The organism is Streptomyces sp. NPDC002911, assembly GCF_053591835.1.
In genome coordinates, this window is record NZ_JBSFUO010000036.1 from 20417 (window position 1) to 39724 (window position 19308).

Sequence of the window (19308 nt, forward strand, 5' to 3'; positions counted from 1 at the left end):
GTACCGTCGCGATATCAGCGCCCCCATGAAAGGCCGCCCATGACCGAGCCGAACCCGCTGCCGGACACTCCCTCCCAGGTGCGGACGGTCTGCTCGTACTGCGGTGTCGGCTGCGGGATGGTCCTCGACATCGGCAGGGGCCCCGACGGACGGCGTACGGTCCTGAAGGCCACGGGCGACAAGGCGCACCCGGCGAACGGCGGGCGGCTCTGCACCAAGGGCGCGACGAGCGCCGAGATGCTGGCAGCCCCCGGCCGGCTGGCGACGGCGCTGGTGCGGGCCGACCGCAGCGAGGAGCCCGCTCCCCGGCCGATGGAAGCCGCGGTCAAGGAGACCGCACGGCGGCTGCGTGCGATCGTCGACGAGCACGGGCCGGACGCGCTCGCCCTGTACGTCTCCGGGCAGATGACGCTGGAGGCGCAGTACCTCGCCAACAAGCTGGCCAAGGGCTTCGTCCGCACCAGCTGGATCGAGTCCAACTCCCGGCTCTGCATGGCCAGTGCGGGCAGCGGCTATAAACTCTCGCTGGGCGCCGACGGCCCGCCCGGCTCGTACGAGGACTTCGAGCACGCCGACACCTTCTTCGTCATCGGCTCGAACATGGCGGACTGCCACCCCATCCTCTTCCTCCGGCTCATGGAGCGGGTGAAGGCCGGCGCGAGACTCATCGTGGTCGATCCCCGGCGCAACGCCACCGCCGACAAGGCCGATCTGTTCCTGCACATACGCCCGGGCACGGACCTGGCCCTGCTCAACGGCCTCATGCACCTCCTCATCGAGAACGGCCACACCGACCCGGAGTTCATCGCCGAGCACACCGAGGGCTGGGACGCGATGCCCGGCTTCCTGAGGGACTACACCCCCGCCGCGGTCACGGAGACCACCGGCATCCCGGAGGCGGACATCCGCCTGGCCGCCCGCTGGATCGGCGAGGCGGGCGAGTGGATGAGCTGCTGGACCATGGGCCTCAACCAGAGCACCCACGGCACCTGGAACACCAACGCCCTGATTAATCTGCATCTGGCCACCGGAGCGATCTGCCGCCCCGGCAGCGGCCCCTTCTCGCTCACCGGCCAGCCCAACGCCATGGGCGGCCGCGAGATGGGCTACATGGGCCCGGGCCTGCCAGGCCAGCGCGGCCTGCAGTCCGCCGACGACCGCGCCCACGCCGAGGAGCTCTGGGGCCTCGCAGCCGGAACCCTGCGTACGGACGCGGCGGGCACCGGGACCGTCGACATGTTCCGGCGCATGGCTGACGGCGGGATCAAGGCCTGCTGGATCATCTGCACCAACCCGGTGGCATCCGTGGCCAACCGCCGGACCGTCATCGAGGGGCTCGAAGCGGCGGAGTTCGTCGTCACCCAGGACGTGTTCGCCGACACCGAGACCAACGCGTACGCCGACGTCGCCCTGCCCGCCGCGCTGTGGGGCGAGGCCGAGGGCGTCATGGTCAACTCGGAACGGAACCTCACGCTCGGCAGACGGGCCGCCGATCCGCCGGGGGAGGCCTGGCCGGACTGGCGGATCATCGCGCGGATCGCCTGCGAGATGGGGTATGAAGAGGCCTTCGGCTACAGCAGCGCCGAGGAGGTCTTCGAGGAGATCAAGCGGGCCCACAACCCGAAGACCGGCTACGACCTGCGCGGAGTCACCTACGAGCGGCTGCGCCGCACGCCCGTCCAGTGGCCCAGCGCCACTCCGGACGGCCCCGACCGAAACCCGGTCCGCTACCTCAACGACGGCGTCAGCCAGACCCTGGCCGTACGCCCCGACGGGAGCGTGCCCCGGCTGGCATTCCCCACGGCGAGCGGCCGGGCGCTGTTCTTCGGCCGCCCGCACCTGCCGGCGGCCGAGATGCCCGACGACGACTTCCCTTTCGTGCTCAACACGGGCCGCCTGCAGCACCAATGGCACACCCTGACGAAGACAGGCAAGGTCGCCAAGCTCAACCGGCTCAATCCCGGCCCCTTCGTGGAGATCAGCCCGCAGGACGCGGCGGCCCTCTCGATCGGGGAGGGCGACTCGGTCGAGGTCGCCTCACGGCGTGGCCGGGCCGTGCTGCCGGCCGTGGTGACCGACCGGGTGCGGCCCGGGAACTGCTTCGCGCCGTTCCACTGGAACGACCTCTTCGGCGAGTACCTCAGTGTCAACGCCGTCACCCACGACGCCGTCGACCCGGTGTCCCTCCAGCCAGGCTTCAAGATCTGCGCCGTGACACTGGTGAAGGTCGCTGCCGTCGTACCGGCACCCCTCGCGGCCCCCGCCGACTCCTCTGCCGCCGCCCTCGCCGGGTTGTTCGGGGTCGCGGACACGGCACCGCCCGTTCTGGCCGACCACGAACGGCGCTATCTGTCCGGCTTCCTCGCGGGACTCGGTACGCAGGCCGAGGGCACCCCCGTACTGCCGGTGCACGCGCCGTTCGACCCGGATCACGCCCTGTGGGTCAACGGGGTGCTGGCCGGTATGTTCTCCCGCGTGCCCGGCGATGCCGCCCATGGCTCGGAGCCCGTCGGGACGGCGCACGCACCCGAGGCCGCAGCCGCCCGGCAGGTCGTGGTCCTGTGGGCGTCGCAGACCGGGAACGCCGAGGAGGTCGCTGCGGCCGCAGCCCGGCGGCTGGCCGCCGAAGGGCGGCCGGCGACCCTCATAGGGATGGATGACAGCCCCCTGGAGAGCCTTCCGCGCACAGCCGATCTGCTGGTCGTCACCAGCACCTTCGGCGACGGCGACGCCCCGGACAACGGCTCCGGTTTCTGGGACTCGCTCAACGCGCCCGACACGCCCCGACTGGACGGTGTGCGCTACGCCGTACTCGCCCTCGGGGACTCCGCGTACGACGACTTCTGCGGGCACGGCAGGCGGCTCGACGAACGCTTCGGGCAACTGGGCGCCGTGCGACTCGTCCCCCGTACGGACTGCGAACCGGACTACGAGGAGCCGGCCGGGCAGTGGCTGGATGAGGTGTTCGCCGCACTGGGCGCCACGTCCGCCCCTGTCGTACCAACGGCCCCCTCATCACCGGCCTGCTCCACCAGGGCGGCGACCGGGCGTCTCGTGGGCAACAAGCTGCTCAGCCTCCCCGGTGCCACCAAAGAAGTGCGGCAGTTCACCTTCGACACACAGGACAGCCCCGTACCGCTCACCTACGAGGCGGGTGACGCACTCGGCGTCGAGGCGCTCAACTGTCCGCAGCTCGTCGCGGAGTGGCTTGCCGTCACCGGACTGGACCCCGCGGATCCCGTCGACGTATCAGGCGTCGGTGCCGTGCCTCTTGGCGACGCCTTGCACCGCCACCTGGATCTTGCCCGCATCACTCCCGGACTGCTGCGCCTGGTCGCCGAACGCACCCACGACCGCACGCTCAAGAAGCTCCTGCGCCCGGACAACAAGGGCGAACTCGCACAGTGGACCTGGGGCCGGCAGGCCGTCGACGTCATCGCCGAATACTCCGCCCGCGCCACCGCGGCCGAGTGGGCCGGAGCCCTCACCCGTCTCCGGCCGAGGCTCTACTCCATATCCTCCAGCCCGCTCACCGACCCCGGCCTCGTGCGTCTCACCGTCTCCGTCGTCCGCTACGAGAACCGGCACGGCGCCGTCCGCAAGGGCGTGGCCTCCACCTTCCTCGCCGACGCGGAAGCGGGCAGCCCCGTCCCCGTGTTCGTCCAGCGCGCCCCGCACTTCCGTCCGCCGGCGGACCCCGCCACCCCGATGGTGATGGTCGGCCCCGGCACCGGGGTAGCCCCCTTCGTCGGATTCCTGGACGAACGACGTGCCCTCGGCCACCGCGCCGCCAACTGGCTGTTCTTCGGCGAGCAGCGCAGGTCCACCGACTTCTACTATCGGGACGAACTCGACTCCCTGCGCCGTGACGGCACCCTGACCCGGCTGGACACCGCCTTCTCCCGCGACCAGCGGGCCAAGATCTATGTCCAGGACCGGATGCGGGAGCACGGTGCCCAGCTGTGGTCCTGGCTCCAGGAGGGTGCCCACTTCTACGTCTGCGGCGACGCCTCCCGGATGGCGAAGGACGTGGACCGGACGCTGCGGGACATCGCCGTGGCCCACGGCGGACTCCAGGAGGACACCGCCGCCGCGTACGTCAAGCAGCTCGCCGCCGACAAGCGATACGTACGCGACGTGTACTGAGCTCAGCTCCCCGACACGGCCGCCGTCAACGCCGGGAGGTACGCGGACTCGTGTCCCTCGGCCGTCGGGTGGACGTTCGTGCTGCTGATCCAAGCGTCGCTGGTGCAGATCTCGTGCCCGGCGAAGGCGGGCCTGCCGTCCGCGAACGCGGACCCGGCCGCCTCCGCGCGGCCCGCGATCGTGTCGTTGAGCAGGTCCGAACCCTGGTTGACGGCCGTACGCTTGGCCGAGCTGAGCCCGCCGAGGCAGAGGCCGCCCTCCTTGTAGAGGTGCGGGTATCCGATCACGACCATCTCGGCGTGGGGCGCCCGGGCGCGGACGGTCGCGTAGAGGCTGTCCAGCTCGCCCGGCAGCTCGTTGACGACGTACTCCCCGGCGGTCTCCAGGGCCCGCTCGCACGCCGACTGCGTGGAGTACCGACAACTGAGCATGGTGGAGGCGAACCCGGAGTCGTTGCCCCCGATGCTCAGGCTCACGAGGGTCGTGTCCTCGTCCAGTTCGCCTACCTGGTCACCCAGCACGTCGGGGATCTTCGCACCGCCGCAGGCGGCGAAGGCGAATGAGGCCGGGTCGTTGGCATCGGCCCAGAGTGCGGGATAAGCGTTTCGGCTCCGCGTACACGCGATGTCGGAGTAGTCGCCGGCGCCGGTGCCGGAGGCGTACGAGTCACCGAGGGCCACGTAGTTCACCTCGGCGGCCTCCGTCGTGGCTGCCGCCGTGGACACGGGGACCGAGGCGAGCGCGAGGGCCAGGAGAGCGGCTCCGGCTGTACGGGGCAGGGGCATGAGGTTCTCCGTGATGTGGGGAGCGAAGACGGGGGTGCACGGCTGCCGCGTGACGCCGACGGCTCGTGACCACGCCCAACTTCCCGCCCCCGGGCCCCCACGTCATCGGTGAAATGACCGACGGCCGGGACCCGGGCCGCCGTCTCCGGCAAGCGGATGGACTCAGACATGCAGGGTGGGCCGGTAGATGAGCTCTTGGGTGTGGCCGTCGAGCGTCCGGCGCTCGATCAGCTCGAGGTCGAAGTCGGCCGCACCCTGGAAGACCGGGTCCAGCCCGGTCTGACCGGTGATCACAGGGAAGAGCGTCACCTGGACGCGGTCGACCAGACCGGCGGCCATCAGTGCCCGGTTCATCGACAGGCTGCCGTGCGAGCGCAGCGGTACCCCGGACTCCTCCTTGAGACGAGCGACGACATCGACGGCATCGCCGTTCACGACGTTCGCATCCGGCCAGTCGAGGGATCCCTCCAGCGTGTTCGACACCACCGTCGCCGGCAGATTCCTCATCCGGGTGACCCATGGGTCACGCATCTCGGACTCCTCGGTGCTCGAGGCCATCATCCGCGCGAACGCCCGATATGTGTGTGCCCCGAAGACCATTTGCTGTTCCTCGGCGTAGAGGGCGAGGCGGTGGTCGAGGAGCTCGGGGCCTTGCTTGCCCCAGTAGCCGGTCCAGTTGCCGCCGGCGGCACCGAAGCCGTCGAGGCTGGAGAAGACATCAAATGTGTACGTAGCGGACATGGCGCTTTCCTCTGGTGTGGCTGATCGCGTGTGGGGGATGACCGGCAACCACGGCGGAACTCATCGCTCCGAACTGGAGCCGGACCGCCCCGGATGCGACGCAGGGGCTCCGCCACGGCCAAGAAGGTGGAAGGTAACCCAGGCAGTCGGCGAAGTGGCAGGAGGCGGGTCCGGATGCCCCCGAACGGGGGATCCGCTCGCCCCGGGAAGTTCCCATGAAAGCGAGCGACCGCAGGCTTACATTCTGGTGCCGTCCCACCCGAATCCGCGGTCCGATCCACCGGCCCGACGACGGCTGGCGTCACACCATGCGTAGACCTGAGCGATACGGCCGTCCACGCCGAGGTACCGGTCAACGCCACTCCGAGGGGCATCTCCGTGGAACTGCTGCACTCCATCAGGCACCCGCGCCGGCCGGCACCGTACTGATCGATGTCGGGGTCGGTCTCCCCGAGGACTTCACCGCACCCAACAGCAGCCTGGTGAACAGATCCAGGAAGCCTTCCCCCATGACCCTGGTCGTCAACGCCGAAGCCAAACGGCTCACCGGCCGCCTGCTCACGGAACTCGGCTGGCCGCCGTCCCTCACAGCTGGACATCGGCGGCAGGGTCACCAGTCCTGCTCTCTAGGTCCGGTCATGCCGACCCCGCGTGCGGCCCGTGGCCAGGTTCACCGGTTCGGGTATACACCCACCGTGCCCTGCTCCATCAGGGCAAGGTCGTCGGCAGAGGGCGCCGAGTCCTTACTCGGTGGCGGCGCTGCGCCGCCACCGAGGCGCCACGCCCTCCACCGTTGAACCTGCGGGCCGACCACAGGCGTCCCGAAGACGACGATCGCTGTCGTGAAACGCGAGGTAGGTGTCCGGATGCAGACGACGGCCGACGGCGCAGGGATGCTGTCCGATGAGCGGCTGGCTGCGTACAGCGCAATCGGCGACGCCGTCGTTGCCTCGCATGGCATGAACCGAGATCGAGGCCGTCGCGGAGTCGGTCCGGGGTCTGCTGCGCGACCAGCACCCTGACCTCGCCGATCGCCTTCCGTGCGATGAGTTCGCGGGCCCGGAACGGTCTACCCAAGTGAACGGATCAGGTGACTCACACCGCGAAGGCGACGGAAGGTCGCCACCAGGAGGACGGCACAGTGACCACACGTTCGGGCAGGGTGACCTGTGATCTCTCGATTTCCGTCGACGGGTACTCGGCCGGGCTCGACCAGACCGAGCAGCGTCCGTTCGGCGACGACGCAGGCGATGGCTGGGGTGACAGGCTGCACGGCTGGATGTTCGAAACCCCGGAGCAGCGGCAGGCCGAACTCGACCGGCTGACGGCAGTCGGAGCCTTCATCATGGGGCGCAACATGTTCGGCCCCGTACGCGGCGTGTGGGATCGGCAGTGGAAGGGCTGGTGGGGCGACAATCCGCCGTACCACGCGCCGGTCTTCGTCCTCACCCACCACCCGCGTGACCCGCAACCGATGGACGGCGGCACGACGTTCCACTTCGTCACGGACGGCATCGAATCCGCACTGCGGCGGGCGCGCGAGGCGGCCGGAGACCGCAACGTGTCGGTCCACGGCGGCGCGACCACCGTCAACCAGTACCTGGCCGCAAGCTTGATCGACGAGCTGCGGCTCCATGTCGTGCCGTTCACGCTCGGCGCCGGCACACGACTGTTCGACGGCGTGCCGTCTCTGAATCTTGAGCAGGTGGAGTCGCGAGCAGCGAAGTCGGTGACACACGTGACGTATCGCGTGGTGCCTCAGAGAAGGGTTTGATGACACTCAAGAGCGGCGAGCTCGCCGATGAGGACGCGGCGATGGCGGGCCGCGAGGAACACGGGGGCCCGGGCCCATGACTCCCGCCCGTGGCCGACGCCGACAGCTGCCGACGGGGCCCGGACGGGCCGTCACTCGTTGCCCGTCTCAGCCGGCGGACTCGCCCGCGTGCGGGCTCAGCACACCGGCCCCGATCAGCACGAACAGCACGATGCCCAGGATGATGCGGTAGATGACGAACGGCATGAAGCTCTTCGTGGTGATGAACTTCATGAACCACGCGATGACTGCGTAGCCGACCACGAACGCGATGATCGTCGCGAAGATCGTCGGCCCCCAGGAAACGTGCCCCTCGCCCGCGTCCTTCAGCTCGTAAGCCCCCGAGGCCAGCACCGCCGGAATCGCCAGCAGGAAGGAGTAGCGGGCCGCCGCCTCACGGGTGTAGCCCATGAGCAGACCACCGCTGATCGTCGCACCCGAGCGGGACACCCCCGGGATCAGGGCCATCGCCTGGCAGAAGCCGAAGATCAGACCGTCCCTGACCCCCAGCTCCCTCAGCGACTTGCGTTCCTTGATCGCCCGATGCTTGCCACCGGTCTCGTCGCGGGCCGCGAGCCGGTCCGCGATGCCGAGGACGATGCCCATGACGATCAGCGTCGTCGCGATCAGACGGAGGTCGCGGAAGGGGCCCTCGATCTGGTCCTTGAGCGTGATGCCGAGTACGCCGATGGGAATTGAGCCGATGATGACCAGCCAGCCCATCTGGGCGTCGTGATCGCCGCGCATCGAGGAATTGGTCAGCGACCGGGACCAGGCCGAGACGATCCGGACGATGTCCTTGCGGAAGTAGATGAGGACCGCGGCCTCGGTGCCGATCTGTGTAATCGCGGTGAACGCCGCTCCCGGGTCGTGCCAGCCCGCGAAAGCCGCAGTCAGCCGCAGATGCGCGCTGGAGGAGATCGGCAGGAACTCGGTCAGTCCCTGAACGAGGCCCAGGACGAATGATTCGAACCAGCTCATGGGGCTTAGGCCATCCCGGAGGTACTCATGCAACGGCCGACGGACGCGAAGGCCGTCGGCGGCGTGCGAATGCGGTCAGAAAGGGGGACGGGACGCCACGGCCCCGGACATCCTCTGTCGGTTGCGCGCAGCGTATCGCCTACAGGTGAACAGGCTTCCGCCTGCCCCTGCCTACGCCGCGTCGCCTGCCTTCCGGGGCGCCGGGTCGTCCGTCCCGCCCAGCCGGTGCCGTCGACGCCAGGCCACCAGCGCCGCCGCCGCGCCGGACAGCACAATGAAGCCCATCGCCGCCAGGAACACCGGCGACGTCGGAGAGGAGGCCGTACTGCCCGCGATGACATACGCAGCCGTGTTCGGGATCGAGCCGAGCCCCGTGGCCAGCAGGAACGGGGGATAGCCCATGCGGGAGGTTGCCGCACAGTAATTCGCCGCGGCGAAAGGCACCCCGGGGAAGAGCCGCAGCGCCAGCATGGACCGGAACCCGTGCCGGCTCAGCAGCCCGTCCGCCGCCTGCAGATACTTGCCGCGCAACAGCGTCCGGAGCGCGTCCTGCCCCAGCACCCTGCCGAGCAGGAAGGAGACACCGGCACCGAGGACGGTGCCGGCCAGCGCAGCCGCGAGACCGGTCTGAGCGCCGAACAGCGCACCGGCGGCCAGATTGAGCAGCGGGCGCGGCACGAAAGCCACGGTGCACACGCCGTACGCGAGCCCGAACAGCATCGCGGCGGCGGAACCGGTGAGTTGCGGTGGCCAGCCGGAGGCCAGCAACCGCTGTGGTTCGAACAGCAGCATCGTGGTGGCGGCAGCCACCAGGACCGCCACGAGCAGGGAAAATCGGGACCAGGGGGAGAGCAGCGCCCTCGTACAGCGCACTGCTAGGCCGGTGGAGGGCCGTGTTGCGGGGACGGGGTCGAACATCTGGGGAGCGTAACCGAAACGGATGTGTGATCGCCGTATGCGCGGGCGACAGGTCCCCCGCCGTCGACGTTCGCCGATAGCAGAGGCGTAGAGCATCAAACACGGGAGAGCCTGCCGCCATCCACGGCGGCAGGGCTTTCGCGTGGACCGACAGCAGACAGTTCGTCCCGCAGCGAAGCCGGTCCATGCTTCCGGGCCCACCGTGACAGCAGATACCCGGAGTTCCTTCGGGGCCCGCACGTGCACGGACGTGGGCGTGGGGCGCAGCGCGGCAAGATCGACGGCATTTTGAAACGGGCGAACGGGGCGGGCGGGAGGACACAACCCTGCGGCCGTCCGGACATGGCGGGAGTGCCATGAATGCGGACATGTCCGTACGCACAGGGCTGAGACCGCGGACTGGACGAAAACCATTCGACGACGCCGCGCCGCTCCGGCATGCTCAGTGCCATGTTCCGGTACGCCTTCCTCGCAGCGCAGTCCGCAGTCGCGGACACGCCGAAGGCTGCCGTGAGCCAGGCGGCCGCAAGCACAGCAGCAGTCGCAGCAGCAACTGACGCAGCGTTCACCGCTGCCGCAGCGCCCTTCGGCGGCGCCCGAAGCTGACCCTCCCCCGACAGTCCGGCGGACCCCGTAAGGGGAGGGTCGGCGGGGCCCTGGGGTCTTCTTCTCTCAGCTTCGAAATCCAAGGAACGAGCCATGCCCAAGACGGCATACGTGCGCACCAAGCCCCACCTCAACATCGGCACCATGGGCCACGTCGACCACGGCAAGACCACCCTTACCGCCGCCATCACCAAGGTGCTCAGCGACCGCGGGACCGGCACCTTCGTGCCGTTCGACCGGATCGACCGGGCCCCCGAGGAGGCGCAGCGCGGTATCACCATCAACATCGCGCACGTCGAGTACGAGACCGACACCCGGCACTACGCGCACGTCGACATGCCCGGCCACGCCGACTACATCAAGAACATGGTCACCGGAGCCGCGCAGCTCGACGGGGCGATCCTCGTCGTCTCCGCGCTCGACGGCATCATGCCGCAGACCGCGGAGCACGTCCTGCTCGCCCGTCAGGTCGGCGTCGACCACATCGTCGTCGCCCTCAACAAGGCCGACGCGGGCGACCCTGAGCTCACCGACCTGGTCGAGCTGGAGGTCCGCGAGCTGCTCACCGCGCACGGCTACGGCGGGGACACCGTGCCCGTCGTGCGGGTGTCGGGACTCGGGGCGCTCCAGGGGGACCCACGCTGGACCGCGTCCATCGAGGGTCTGCTGGACGCCGTCGACACCTACGTACCGATCCCGGTGCGCTACACCGACGCGCCGTTCCTCCTGTCCGTGGAGAACGTGCTCACCATTACGGGCCGCGGCACCGTCGTCACCGGAGCCGTGGAGCGTGGCACGGTGCGTGTCGGGGACCGCGTGTCGGTGCTCGGTGCGGAGGTCGAGACCGTCGTCACCGGCCTGGAGACCTTCGGGAAGCCGATGGAGTCCGCGGAGGCCGGCGACAACGTCGCCCTGCTGCTGCGCGGGGTCGAGCGCGACCGGGTCCGCCGCGGCCATGTGGTGGTAGAGCCCGGGAGCGTCACTCCGGGGCGGCGTTTCACGGCGCAGGTGTACGTCCTGTCGGCCCGGGAAGGGGGCCGGACCACGCCGGTCACCACGGGGTACCGGCCGCAGTTCTACATCCGTACGGCGGACGTCGTCGGGGATGTCGACCTCGGAGAGGCGGCGTTGGCGCGGCCCGGCGACACGGTCACCATGACCGTCGAGCTCGGCCGTGACGTCCCGCTGGAGTCCGGCCTCGGCTTCGCGATCCGCGAGGGCGGACGCACGGTCGGCGCCGGCACGGTCACCGGCCTCCTCTGACGGCTCCGGTGCGGCCCGCCTTCCCGACACCCCGGGGCAGGCGGGCCGCACCTTCTGGGGCAGACTGGAGCCCATGGCAGACACAGCTCTTGTACTGGGTGCCGGAGGTGTCGCCGGCACCGCTTGGGAAAGCGGCATTCTGCACGGGCTCGCCAAGGCGGGCGTCGACCTCTCCACCGCCGATCTGATCGTCGGGAGCTCGGCCGGTGCCGTCGTCGGAGCGCAGCTCGCCTTCGGACTTGCCGGCATCCGCGACCTCTACGAGCGGCAGCTCGCCGCCCCGGAGAACGGGAAGGGGGCAGCCGGCAGGCTCGGCCCCGTCACCATCCTGCGTTACGCGAGAGCGGTGCTCTCCGCTCGGACGCCCGAGGAGTACGGCCGGAAGCTGGGCGCCCTGGCCCGGGACAGTCGGCACGGTGCGACTGCGGACGAACGGCGGGAGATGATCGCGAGCTGGCTTCCGTCGTCCGAATGGCCCGAACGGCACCTGCTCGTCACCGCCGTGGACGCGTCCACAGGCGCGCTGCACACCTTCGACAGGAGGGGCACGGTCTCCCTCGCCGACGCCGTCACCGCCAGCTGCGCGGTCCCGGCGGTCTGGCCCGTGATGAGCGCCGGAGGCGGGAGCTGGATCGACGGGGGCGTGCACTCCCCGGCCAACGCCCATCTCGCCTCCGGCTACGAACGCGTCGTCGTGATCGCACCCACCGCCAGCGGCAACAAAGTGATCGTCTCGCCCCGCGCGCAAGCCGCCGAACTGGAGGCCGCGGGCGCCCGCGTCGAGGTCATCACCCCGGACGCCGGCACCCGGAAGGCCATCGGCCGCAACTCGTTGGACCCCGCACGCCGGGCCGCGGCGGCCAGGGCCGGCCTCGCCCAGTCCGCCGCCCACACCGAGGCGGTCGCCGCGGTGTGGAACGGCTGACCCGGCGGGGAGAGGACCGGGCGCCCGTCACAATGGTGGGGTGAACGAGCCGATACCCGTCATCCGCGAAACCGACTGCGGCACCGCCAGGCTGCTGCCCGACGTCGACCGGGACCGGGCCTGGCTGCTCACGGTCCACGGTGCCCCGCAGTCGTACGTCGATCTCGACGAGCCGGAGCACCTCGAATTCGAGTACGTGCGACGGCTCGGCCACGTCGTGGACCGGGCCGCCGCCCCGGGAGCGCCGCTGGACGTGGTGCATCTCGGCGGTGGCGCGCTCACGCTGCCGCGCTACGTCGCGGCGACCCGGCCGGGGTCGCGGCAGGACGTGGCCGAGGCGGACCGGGGGCTCATCGACCTGGTCGGCGAGCATCTGCCGCTGCCCGAGGGAGCCGGTGTCTCCGTGCACGGCACCGATGCGAGGCACTGGCTCGAAAAGGCACCGCCAGGTTCCGCCGACCTTCTGATCGCCGATGTCTTCGGCGGCTCACGGGTGCCGGCGCATCTCACCTCCGTCGAGTACGCGCGGGCCGCCGGGCGGGTCCTGCGGGCGGACGGCGTCTACGCGGCCAACTTGGCCGACAGTGCGCCCTTCAGCTTCCTGCGGTCGCAACTGGCCAACTTCGCCGAGGTGTTCGACGAGCTCGCGCTCATCGCCGAGCCGGCCGTGCTGCGCGGCCGGCGCTTCGGCAACGCCGTGCTGCTCGCCTCCCGTGGCGCCCTCGACATAGCGCCGCTCACCAGGCTGTGCGCCGCCGACGTCTTCCCCGCGCGGGTCGAACACGGAGCGGCGCTCATCCGGCTCATCGGCGAGGCGAAGCCGGTGCGTGACAGTGAGGCCGTGGCCTCACCCGAGCCCCCCGACGGCGCCTTCAGCGTCGGCTGACTCCCTGGACTGCGCGGGGACGCCGATCTCCTTCACGGTGCTGCGGCGGGTCAGATGTCGTACGTCCGGAACGAGAAGCACGCCCGCCGTCACCAGCACGATCAGCGCGGCACACCCCCATAGGGCCTCGCTGCGGCCGACGAGTGTCTCCACCGGGCCGGCTGCCGCCGTGGCGAGAGGAACCATCGCGACCGAGCCGAACCAGTCGTAAGCCGCGACCCGTGACAGCTTCTCCTCGGGGATCTCCTGGTGAAGGGCCGTCATCCAGGACACCCCGAACACCTCTATGGCGACGCCGGTCACGAACATCACCGCGCAGAGCCCGGCCACCGGCAGCGGGATCGCGAGCCCCGCGGACGGCAGAGCGAGCGGGAACACACAGAGCGTCCCGGCCAGCAGCAGCCGCCGCGGTTTCCACCGCATCATCAGCAGCGCCCCGCCCAGCGTGCCGACTCCGAACGCCGCGAGGGCGAATCCCCAGGGGCGGGCGCCTCCGAGCTCGTCCCGCGCCACCAGCGGTCCGTACACCGCCTCGGCGGCACCGACGACGGCCACGACCACGGAGAACTGCAGCACCACGGCCCACAGCCAGGGACGCCCGGCGACCTCCTGCCAGCCCTCCCGGAGATCGGCGAGCAGCCCGCCACCCGGTGCGCGTGCGGGGATGTGGCTCACGTTCAGGAAGGCCCGGAGCGCACCGGCGACGGCGAACGCCGCGGCGTCGACGGCCAGCACCCAGCCCGGGTCCATGGCCGCGATCATGGCGCCGCCGAGTGCGGCACCGCCGATGGCCGCGCCGTGCATCGACATCCGGAAGAAGGCGAAGGCGCGGGCCGCCTGTTCGCCGGTGACGCTCGACATCAGCATGCCCTCGGCCGCCGGACCGAAGAAGGCCTGGCCGGTACCGCAGAGCGCCGTCAGCAGCATCATCTGCCACAGCTCGGCGCCGCCGGTCAGCACCAGCCAGGCGAACACCGCTTGCGAGGCACAGTTGAGCGTGTTCGCGGCCACCATCACTCGATGACGCGGCAGCCGGTCCGCGACCGCGCCGCCGATCAGAAGGAAGAGCACCAGCGGCGCCGTACGCGCGGCGGCGACCAGACCGACGTCGCCGCTGTCGCCGCCCGACTCCAGAACCGCGAACGCCGCCGCGATCAGCGCGCCGTTGGTGCCCAGGCTCGTGATGATCGCGGCAGCGGTCAGCAGACCGAAGTTGCGGCCTGCGGGCGCGGAGCGGGGGGCCGGAGAGGGGGAGAAGTCGGCGGAAGTCACCAAGGGACTATCCCCGCCCCGGCCCCCTCCCGCCAAATGGGCAGCCCGGACCGTGTGCGCCGGAGGCTCAGGAGGAGGTCTCCGCGACCTCGGCCAGGCGCACCGTGCTGAGGATCTTCTGGATGGTGGCGTCCGGGAGTTCGTCGTCGACGCCGGCATTGGCGTAGAGGATCCAGGACGAGTACTCGTCCTTGGCGTTCTTGAAGGTGAACGCGATTGACTTGCCGTCGGTGTCGCACTTGTTCTTGTTGGCCAGCCCGGTGGCGGTGGCCGTGACGACGCTGCCCGAAAGGCCCGACTTGGTCGTGTACGGCTCGGGCTTGCCGGTCTTGACCTTCTCCTTCGGGTCCTCCTGCGCGTAGGCGGCCCAGACCCAGTTGGAGGCCTCGTTCGTGGCTGCCTCATCCGTGCTCTTGGCGCCCTGACCGCCCTTGGTTCCGACACCTGCCAGGCCGGTGTCCTCCTTGGTGCCGTCCTTGTCCGTGTCGTCGATGCACCACTCGCTCTTGTAGTGCGCGGGCGCCGAGAAGCCGACCGCCGGCGGGCCCATGGGGTCCTTCACGTCCTCGAAACCCGAGATCATACTGGTGCTCGCCACCTCCCAGTCGCCGGGCACATCGAACTGTGTGCCCCACTTGGGATTGGTCACGACCTTCCAGCCCGGAATCGTGGGCGCGGCGTCCTCACCGCCCCGCGGATTCGCCGCGGGTGAGGACGCGGCGTCGGACGTCTTCGCCGACGGGGAGGCGTTACCGTCGGCAACGTCCGAGCCGCCCTTGTCGTCGTCCTTGTTCATGACGACGACACCGGTGACGACCGCCGCGATGACGACCGCGGTGGCCGCGAGGACGGCGACGATCGTCGTCTTCTTCTTGTCGTCCGGCTGCGGGCCGCCAGGCCCACCCGGTACGGCGTACTGCGGCACGGTGGGCTGCTGGTACGGATTCGGCTGCGGGTACCCCGGTTGACCCTGCTGCTGATATCCCGGCTGCTGGTAGGGATTCGGCTGTTGGTAACCCGGCTGTTGATACCCCGGCTGCTGGTACGGGTTCTGATTCTGGTCCTGCGGGTTCTGCTCGCCCCCGGGCGGCTGCTGTCCTGGCCACATGGCCAGTAACCATAGAGGGGCGGGGCGGCCTCTGCTACGGGCGCCCCTGTGAGGGGATGGTCAAAGAGTGCTACTCACTAGTAATATTGTCGCCATGAGCACTGAAGAGATGACGGTCGGCGACATCCTGTCCGCGAGCGTCCCGATGGTCCGGACCCTCGGTATCACGTACCTGGAGACGACTGCGGAGCGCGCCGTGCTCTCGCTCCCCGACCGGTCCGAATATCAGAACCACCTCGGCGGGCCCCACGCCGGGGCGATGTTCACGCTCGCCGAGTCGGCAAGCGGCGCGATCGTCGTCGCCGCGTTCGGCGACCAGATGTCCAGGGCCGTGCCGCTGCCCGTCACCACGGAGATGGCCTTCAAGAAGGTGGCCATGGGTGACCTCACCGCCACCGCGGTGCTGGGCCGCCCGGCGGCCGAGGTCGTCGCGGAACTTGACGAGGGGAAGCGCCCGGAGTTCCCCGTGAGCGTCGAGATCCGGCGTGCGGACGGCGCCGTCACCAGCGAGATGAGCGTGGTCTGGACGCTGCGTCCGAACCGCTGAGGACTCCGTGGCCCCGCGCCCCCTGCCGCCCGGCCCGGTAGGCTGCCAGCCGTGCACCACCCATGGTGCACGGCTGCAGATCTCTTACGGGAAGGACTCGCGTTGCACGTCCAGGAGTGGCTCGAGACCGTCCCCGCGGTCAGCATTTACCTTCTGGTGGGGGTCGTCATCGGGCTCGAGAGCCTGGGTATTCCGCTGCCCGGCGAGATCATCCTCGTGAGTTCGGCGCTCCTCGCCTCCCAGCACGGCGACATCGACCCCGTGGTGCTCGGCGCCTGCGCGTCGGCCGGGGCGATCATCGGTGACTCGATCGGCTACGCCATCGGCCGTAAGGGAGGTCGCCCGCTGCTCGCCTGGTGCGGCGGGAAGTTCCCCAAGCACTTCGGAGAACCACAGATCGCCATGGCGGAGCGGTCGTTCGAGAAGTGGGGGGTGTGGGCGGTCTTCTTCGGCCGCTTCGTAGCCCTGCTGCGGATCTTCGCTGGACCGCTGGCGGGGGTCCTGCGCATGCCGTACTGGAAGTTCCTGATCGCCAATGTGCTCGGCGGGATCGTCTGGGCCGGAGGCACCACCGCCGTCATCTACTCGGTGGGAGTAGTCGCCGAGGCGTGGCTCAAGCGTTTCTCGTGGCTGGGGCTGCTGGCCGCCGTGCTGATCGGTGTGATCTCGATGCTGGTGCTCAAGAACCGCGCAAAGAAGGCCGCAGGATCCGACCGGCCCGTGGTGGCGCCCGAGCCGGACGCGGTCCCGGCTGACTGACCCGGCGCGGGCCCCTGAGTGTCCTTCAGCCCTGGCCCGGGGCCCGCGGGCGGGTCGGGGCGGGCCGTGTGAGGTCAGTCCCGCTGGTGCGCCGCACGGTGGGTCTTCGCCAGCTCCACGTAACCGGCCGCGTTGAAGGTGATGCCCTCACGCTCCTCGGCGGTCAGTTCCCGCTTGACCTTGGCGGGTACGCCGGCGACGAGCGAGCCCGGCGGCACCCGCATCCCCTGCGGTACGAGGGCCTGCGCCGCGATCAGCGAACCCGCGCCGATGTGCGCGCCGTTGAGCACCGTGGCGCCCATGCCGATCAGGACGTCGTCCTCGATGACGCAGCCGTGCAGGACGGCGTTGTGACCGACCGAGACCCTGGCGCCCACCGTCATCGGGAAGCCGGGGTCGGTGTGCACGCTGCAGTTGTCCTGGATGTTGCTCTCGGGGCCGAGGGAGATCGGGCCCCCGTCGCCGCGCAGCACGGCGTGGTACCAGACGCTGGAGCCCGCGGCCATCGACACCTCGCCGACGACGACGGAAGTCGGCGCGACGAAGGCGTCCGGGTCGATGTCCGGCTCCTTGTCGCCGATTCCGGTGACCAATGCCCGCTCTGTCATCGTCTGCTCCTCCGGTGGGGTCTGGTGCGTCGGCGCCCCGTGCTCCGCACGAAGCGTAATGGACGGTCCCGGCGTGCCGGCCAGGTGGGGTGAACATCACAGCTCGTCGCGCGGATCCCCTCCGGCCGGGCCGACTACCGTGAGCGGGTGCCGAAGAACCGGAACTTGTTCTCCTCCCTGGCCCTCCGGTGGCGTGGTGTCACGTCCCGCGCCGTCCATCGCGTCTGGGCCTGGGTGCAGGAGACCGGAGCGGTCACCGCGCAGCACCCCGGACGGCTTCGGTTCGGCCGTATAGGTACGGGGACGCGGCTCGCCTTCCCGCAGGGCACGGTCTTCGGGGAGCCGTGGATCGAGCTGGGCGACCACTGCATCATCGGTGAACAGGTGACGCTGACTGCGGGCCTGATGCCAGGTCTGGACCTTGGAGCCCAGCCGATCCTGACCCTGGGCAACGGCGTGGTGCTGGGCCGGGGCAGCCATGTCATCGCCGACACCACGGTGTCGATCGACTCGGACACGTACTGCGGTCCGTACGTCTACATCACCTCCACCAACCACAGTTACGACGATCCCCACGAGCCGGTGGGCAAGCAGTGGCCGCGCATGGAGCCGGTCGTGATCGGGCCAGGGTGCTGGATCGGAACCGGCGCGGTGATCCTTCCGGGGGCCAGGCTCGGCCGCAACGTGGTGGTCGCGGCGGGGGCGGTCGTACGTGGAGAGGTTCCCGACCACGCGGTGGTCGCGGGGGCGCCGGCCCGGGTGGTGCGGAGCTGGGATCCGGACAAGGGCTGGCAGCCGCCGCTGCGTACGCCCGCCCCGGTGCCGATTCCCGACGGGGTCACGCCCGAGCAGCTGGCCGCTGTGGCGCTGTTGCCGGAGGGCGCGGCCGACGGGACCTGACCTCTTCGGATCCTGCTCCGGGAGCGTTCACCCCGTCGCCCGCAGGAGCGTTCCGGGCAAGGCCAGGCCCGCGCCCGCCGCCTGGACCCCGCGCAGACGTTCACCCGCCTTCTTCGGGCAGCGCGCGGCCCTTGTAGGAGTTCAGCATCGCCACCGGGCCGACGGCCCCCGCCGCGACCGCGAACGGGAGCCGGCCCCGGCCTCGCTCCAGCCACCGGTCGCGATCACGGCGATCCCGAGGGCGGCGGCGGCGATGCACTGCGACACGACCATCACGGTGAGGGCGGGCGTAAGCCCGGTCAAGGAGGCCCGCCGAAATCGGCCAAGCCCCACAGCGGGCTCGTGGCCAAGGCGGACAGTGCTGTCATCGGGGGCCTCGCAGTACAGTGCGTCGGTCGGTGGGGTGCGCCACACCGTAGTGCAGCATTCATGACTCTGGAATCAAAATAATGGACGGCATGTGTCTGACCTCGATCAGCTCACCCAGTCGCTCGCACGTAACCTCAAGCGCTGGCGAGGCGAGCGCGGCTTCACCCTGGACGCGCTCGCGGCCCGAGCGGGGGTCAGCCGCGGCATGATCATCCAGATCGAGCAGGCGCGCACGAATCCGAGCGTCGGCACCACCGTCAAACTCGCCGACGCGCTGGGTGTCAGCATCACCGTGCTGCTCGACTACGAGCAGGGATCACATGTCCGGCTGGTGCCCGAGGGCCAGGCGGTGCGCATGTGGTCGACGGAGGCCGGCAGTGCGAGCACCCTGCTGGTGGGCACGGAGGCCGGGGGGCCGGTCGAGCTCTGGTCCTGGCATCTGATGCCCGGCGACAGCAGTGCCTCCGACCCGCACCCTGAAGGGTCGGTGGAGCTCCTCCATGTCACGAGGGGCGCACTGACCCTCGTCGTCGACGGCGAGGCCCACACGGTGCCCGCCGGGACCTCCGCGACATTCGAGGCCCATGTGCCGCACAGTTACCGCAACGACGGCACCGAGCCCACCGATCTGACCATGGCGGTATCGATTCCGCCGGTCCGCCGCGAGGGCAAGTGAGCCGT

The 19308-nt window shown here is 70.1% G+C and carries 16 protein-coding genes and 1 pseudogene; 9 read left to right on the forward strand and 8 right to left on the reverse strand.

All coding sequences use genetic code 11. The features are described 5' to 3' along the window. Window positions 1-39: 39 nt before the first annotated feature. Window positions 40-4146 carry a molybdopterin-dependent oxidoreductase gene (locus tag ACWD04_RS30635; protein ID WP_451136998.1) on the forward strand — a complete coding sequence of 1369 codons (4107 nt, stop codon included), beginning with the start codon at window positions 40-42 and terminating at the stop codon, window positions 4144-4146. A 2-nt stretch (window positions 4147-4148) separates the two neighbouring features. Here ACWD04_RS30635 and ACWD04_RS30640 read toward each other — a convergent pair whose 3' ends face one another. Then, complete coding sequence (locus tag ACWD04_RS30640) at window positions 4149-4931, reverse strand: SGNH/GDSL hydrolase family protein (RefSeq protein WP_451136999.1); 783 nt, start codon at window positions 4929-4931, stop codon at window positions 4149-4151. Between the two features lie 162 nt (window positions 4932-5093). Beyond that, window positions 5094-5672 (reverse strand): dihydrofolate reductase family protein, encoded by a 579-nt coding sequence (locus tag ACWD04_RS30645; RefSeq protein ID WP_451137000.1) that lies wholly within the window; start codon window positions 5670-5672, stop codon window positions 5094-5096. Window positions 5673-6813: 1141 nt separating this feature from the next. Here ACWD04_RS30645 and ACWD04_RS30650 point away from each other — a divergent pair. After that, the gene (locus ACWD04_RS30650; protein WP_451137001.1) at window positions 6814-7446 is read left to right on the forward strand and encodes a dihydrofolate reductase family protein; all 633 of its coding nucleotides are present in this window, start codon (window positions 6814-6816) and stop codon (window positions 7444-7446) included. A gap of 147 nt (window positions 7447-7593) precedes the next feature. On the opposite strand, the gene ACWD04_RS30655 is transcribed toward ACWD04_RS30650, so the two are convergent. Next, window positions 7594-8466: an undecaprenyl-diphosphate phosphatase gene (locus tag ACWD04_RS30655; protein WP_451137002.1), complete on the reverse strand. Its 873-nt coding sequence runs from the start codon at window positions 8464-8466 to the stop codon at window positions 7594-7596. 171 nt (window positions 8467-8637) lie between these two features. Further along, window positions 8638-9384, reverse strand: coding sequence for a TVP38/TMEM64 family protein (locus tag ACWD04_RS30660; RefSeq protein WP_451137003.1), 747 nt, complete (start codon window positions 9382-9384; stop codon window positions 8638-8640). A 699-nt stretch (window positions 9385-10083) separates the two neighbouring features. Between ACWD04_RS30660 and tuf the strand changes: the two genes are divergently transcribed. The 3 genes from tuf to ACWD04_RS30675 all read left to right on the forward strand — a co-directional run bounded on the left by tuf (window position 10084) and on the right by ACWD04_RS30675 (window position 13064). Continuing rightward, window positions 10084-11253: an elongation factor Tu gene (gene tuf / locus ACWD04_RS30665; RefSeq protein WP_451137004.1), complete on the forward strand. Its 1170-nt coding sequence runs from the start codon at window positions 10084-10086 to the stop codon at window positions 11251-11253. A 73-nt stretch (window positions 11254-11326) separates the two neighbouring features. Further along, window positions 11327-12178 (forward strand): patatin-like phospholipase family protein, encoded by an 852-nt coding sequence (locus ACWD04_RS30670; protein ID WP_451137005.1) that lies wholly within the window; start codon window positions 11327-11329, stop codon window positions 12176-12178. 40 nt (window positions 12179-12218) lie between these two features. Then, on the forward strand, window positions 12219-13064 hold the full coding sequence (locus ACWD04_RS30675) for a spermidine synthase (RefSeq protein WP_451137006.1): 846 nt from the start codon (window positions 12219-12221) through the stop codon (window positions 13062-13064). Here the strand turns inward: ACWD04_RS30675 and ACWD04_RS30680 are convergent. Both ACWD04_RS30680 and ACWD04_RS30685 read right to left on the reverse strand, forming a co-directional pair. Then, window positions 13026-14336, reverse strand: a complete 1311-nt coding sequence (locus ACWD04_RS30680; RefSeq protein WP_451137007.1) for an MFS transporter — start codon at window positions 14334-14336, stop codon at window positions 13026-13028. The genes ACWD04_RS30675 and ACWD04_RS30680 overlap by 39 nt on opposite strands. Window positions 14337-14403: 67 nt before the next feature. Then, a complete protein-coding gene (locus ACWD04_RS30685; protein WP_451137008.1) occupies window positions 14404-15444 on the reverse strand; it encodes a hypothetical protein in 1041 nt (346 codons plus the stop codon). Between the two features lie 109 nt (window positions 15445-15553). Here ACWD04_RS30685 and ACWD04_RS30690 point away from each other — a divergent pair, with 109 nt between their 5' ends. Continuing rightward, window positions 15554-15991 carry a DUF4442 domain-containing protein gene (locus ACWD04_RS30690; protein ID WP_451137021.1) on the forward strand — a complete coding sequence of 146 codons (438 nt, stop codon included), beginning with the start codon at window positions 15554-15556 and terminating at the stop codon, window positions 15989-15991. A gap of 102 nt (window positions 15992-16093) precedes the next feature. Next, a complete protein-coding gene (locus ACWD04_RS30695; RefSeq protein WP_451137009.1) occupies window positions 16094-16750 on the forward strand; it encodes a DedA family protein in 657 nt (218 codons plus the stop codon). A gap of 74 nt (window positions 16751-16824) precedes the next feature. Here the strand turns inward: ACWD04_RS30695 and ACWD04_RS30700 are convergent, their stop codons facing one another. Then, window positions 16825-17358: a gamma carbonic anhydrase family protein gene (locus tag ACWD04_RS30700; protein WP_451137010.1), complete on the reverse strand. Its 534-nt coding sequence runs from the start codon at window positions 17356-17358 to the stop codon at window positions 16825-16827. 147 nt (window positions 17359-17505) lie between these two features. Here ACWD04_RS30700 and ACWD04_RS30705 point away from each other — a divergent pair, with 147 nt between their 5' ends. Continuing rightward, on the forward strand, window positions 17506-18258 hold the full coding sequence (locus tag ACWD04_RS30705) for an acyltransferase (RefSeq protein WP_451137011.1): 753 nt from the start codon (window positions 17506-17508) through the stop codon (window positions 18256-18258). Window positions 18259-18364: 106 nt separating this feature from the next. On the opposite strand, the pseudogene ACWD04_RS30710 reads toward ACWD04_RS30705, so the two are convergent. Further along, a pseudogene (locus ACWD04_RS30710) lies at window positions 18365-18626 on the reverse strand (hypothetical protein); the annotation flags it as partial. Between the two features lie 92 nt (window positions 18627-18718). On the opposite strand from ACWD04_RS30710, the gene ACWD04_RS30715 reads away from it, so the two are divergent. Further along, window positions 18719-19303: a helix-turn-helix domain-containing protein gene (locus tag ACWD04_RS30715; RefSeq protein ID WP_451137012.1), complete on the forward strand. Its 585-nt coding sequence runs from the start codon at window positions 18719-18721 to the stop codon at window positions 19301-19303. The last annotated feature ends 5 nt before the right edge of the window (window positions 19304-19308 follow it).

Bases quoted from the DNA above. Each gene is read 5' to 3' on its own strand.
- ACWD04_RS30690 (WP_451137021.1), top strand. From the start codon at position 15,554: ATGACGGTCGGCGACATCCTGTCCGCGAGCGTCCCGATGGTCCGGACC.
- ACWD04_RS30670 (WP_451137005.1), top strand. From the start codon at position 11,327: ATGGCAGACACAGCTCTTGTACTGGGTGCCGGAGGTGTCGCCGGCACC.
- tuf (WP_451137004.1), top strand. From the start codon at position 10,084: ATGCCCAAGACGGCATACGTGCGCACCAAGCCCCACCTCAACATCGGC.
- ACWD04_RS30660 (WP_451137003.1), bottom strand. From the start codon at position 9,384: ATGTTCGACCCCGTCCCCGCAACACGGCCCTCCACCGGCCTAGCAGTG.
- ACWD04_RS30700 (WP_451137010.1), bottom strand. From the start codon at position 17,358: ATGACAGAGCGGGCATTGGTCACCGGAATCGGCGACAAGGAGCCGGAC.
- ACWD04_RS30685 (WP_451137008.1), bottom strand. From the start codon at position 15,444: ATGTGGCCAGGACAGCAGCCGCCCGGGGGCGAGCAGAACCCGCAGGAC.
- ACWD04_RS30645 (WP_451137000.1), bottom strand. From the start codon at position 5,672: ATGTCCGCTACGTACACATTTGATGTCTTCTCCAGCCTCGACGGCTTC.
- ACWD04_RS30655 (WP_451137002.1), bottom strand. From the start codon at position 8,466: ATGAGCTGGTTCGAATCATTCGTCCTGGGCCTCGTTCAGGGACTGACC.
- ACWD04_RS30635 (WP_451136998.1), top strand. From the start codon at position 40: ATGACCGAGCCGAACCCGCTGCCGGACACTCCCTCCCAGGTGCGGACG.
- ACWD04_RS30640 (WP_451136999.1), bottom strand. From the start codon at position 4,931: ATGCCCCTGCCCCGTACAGCCGGAGCCGCTCTCCTGGCCCTCGCGCTC.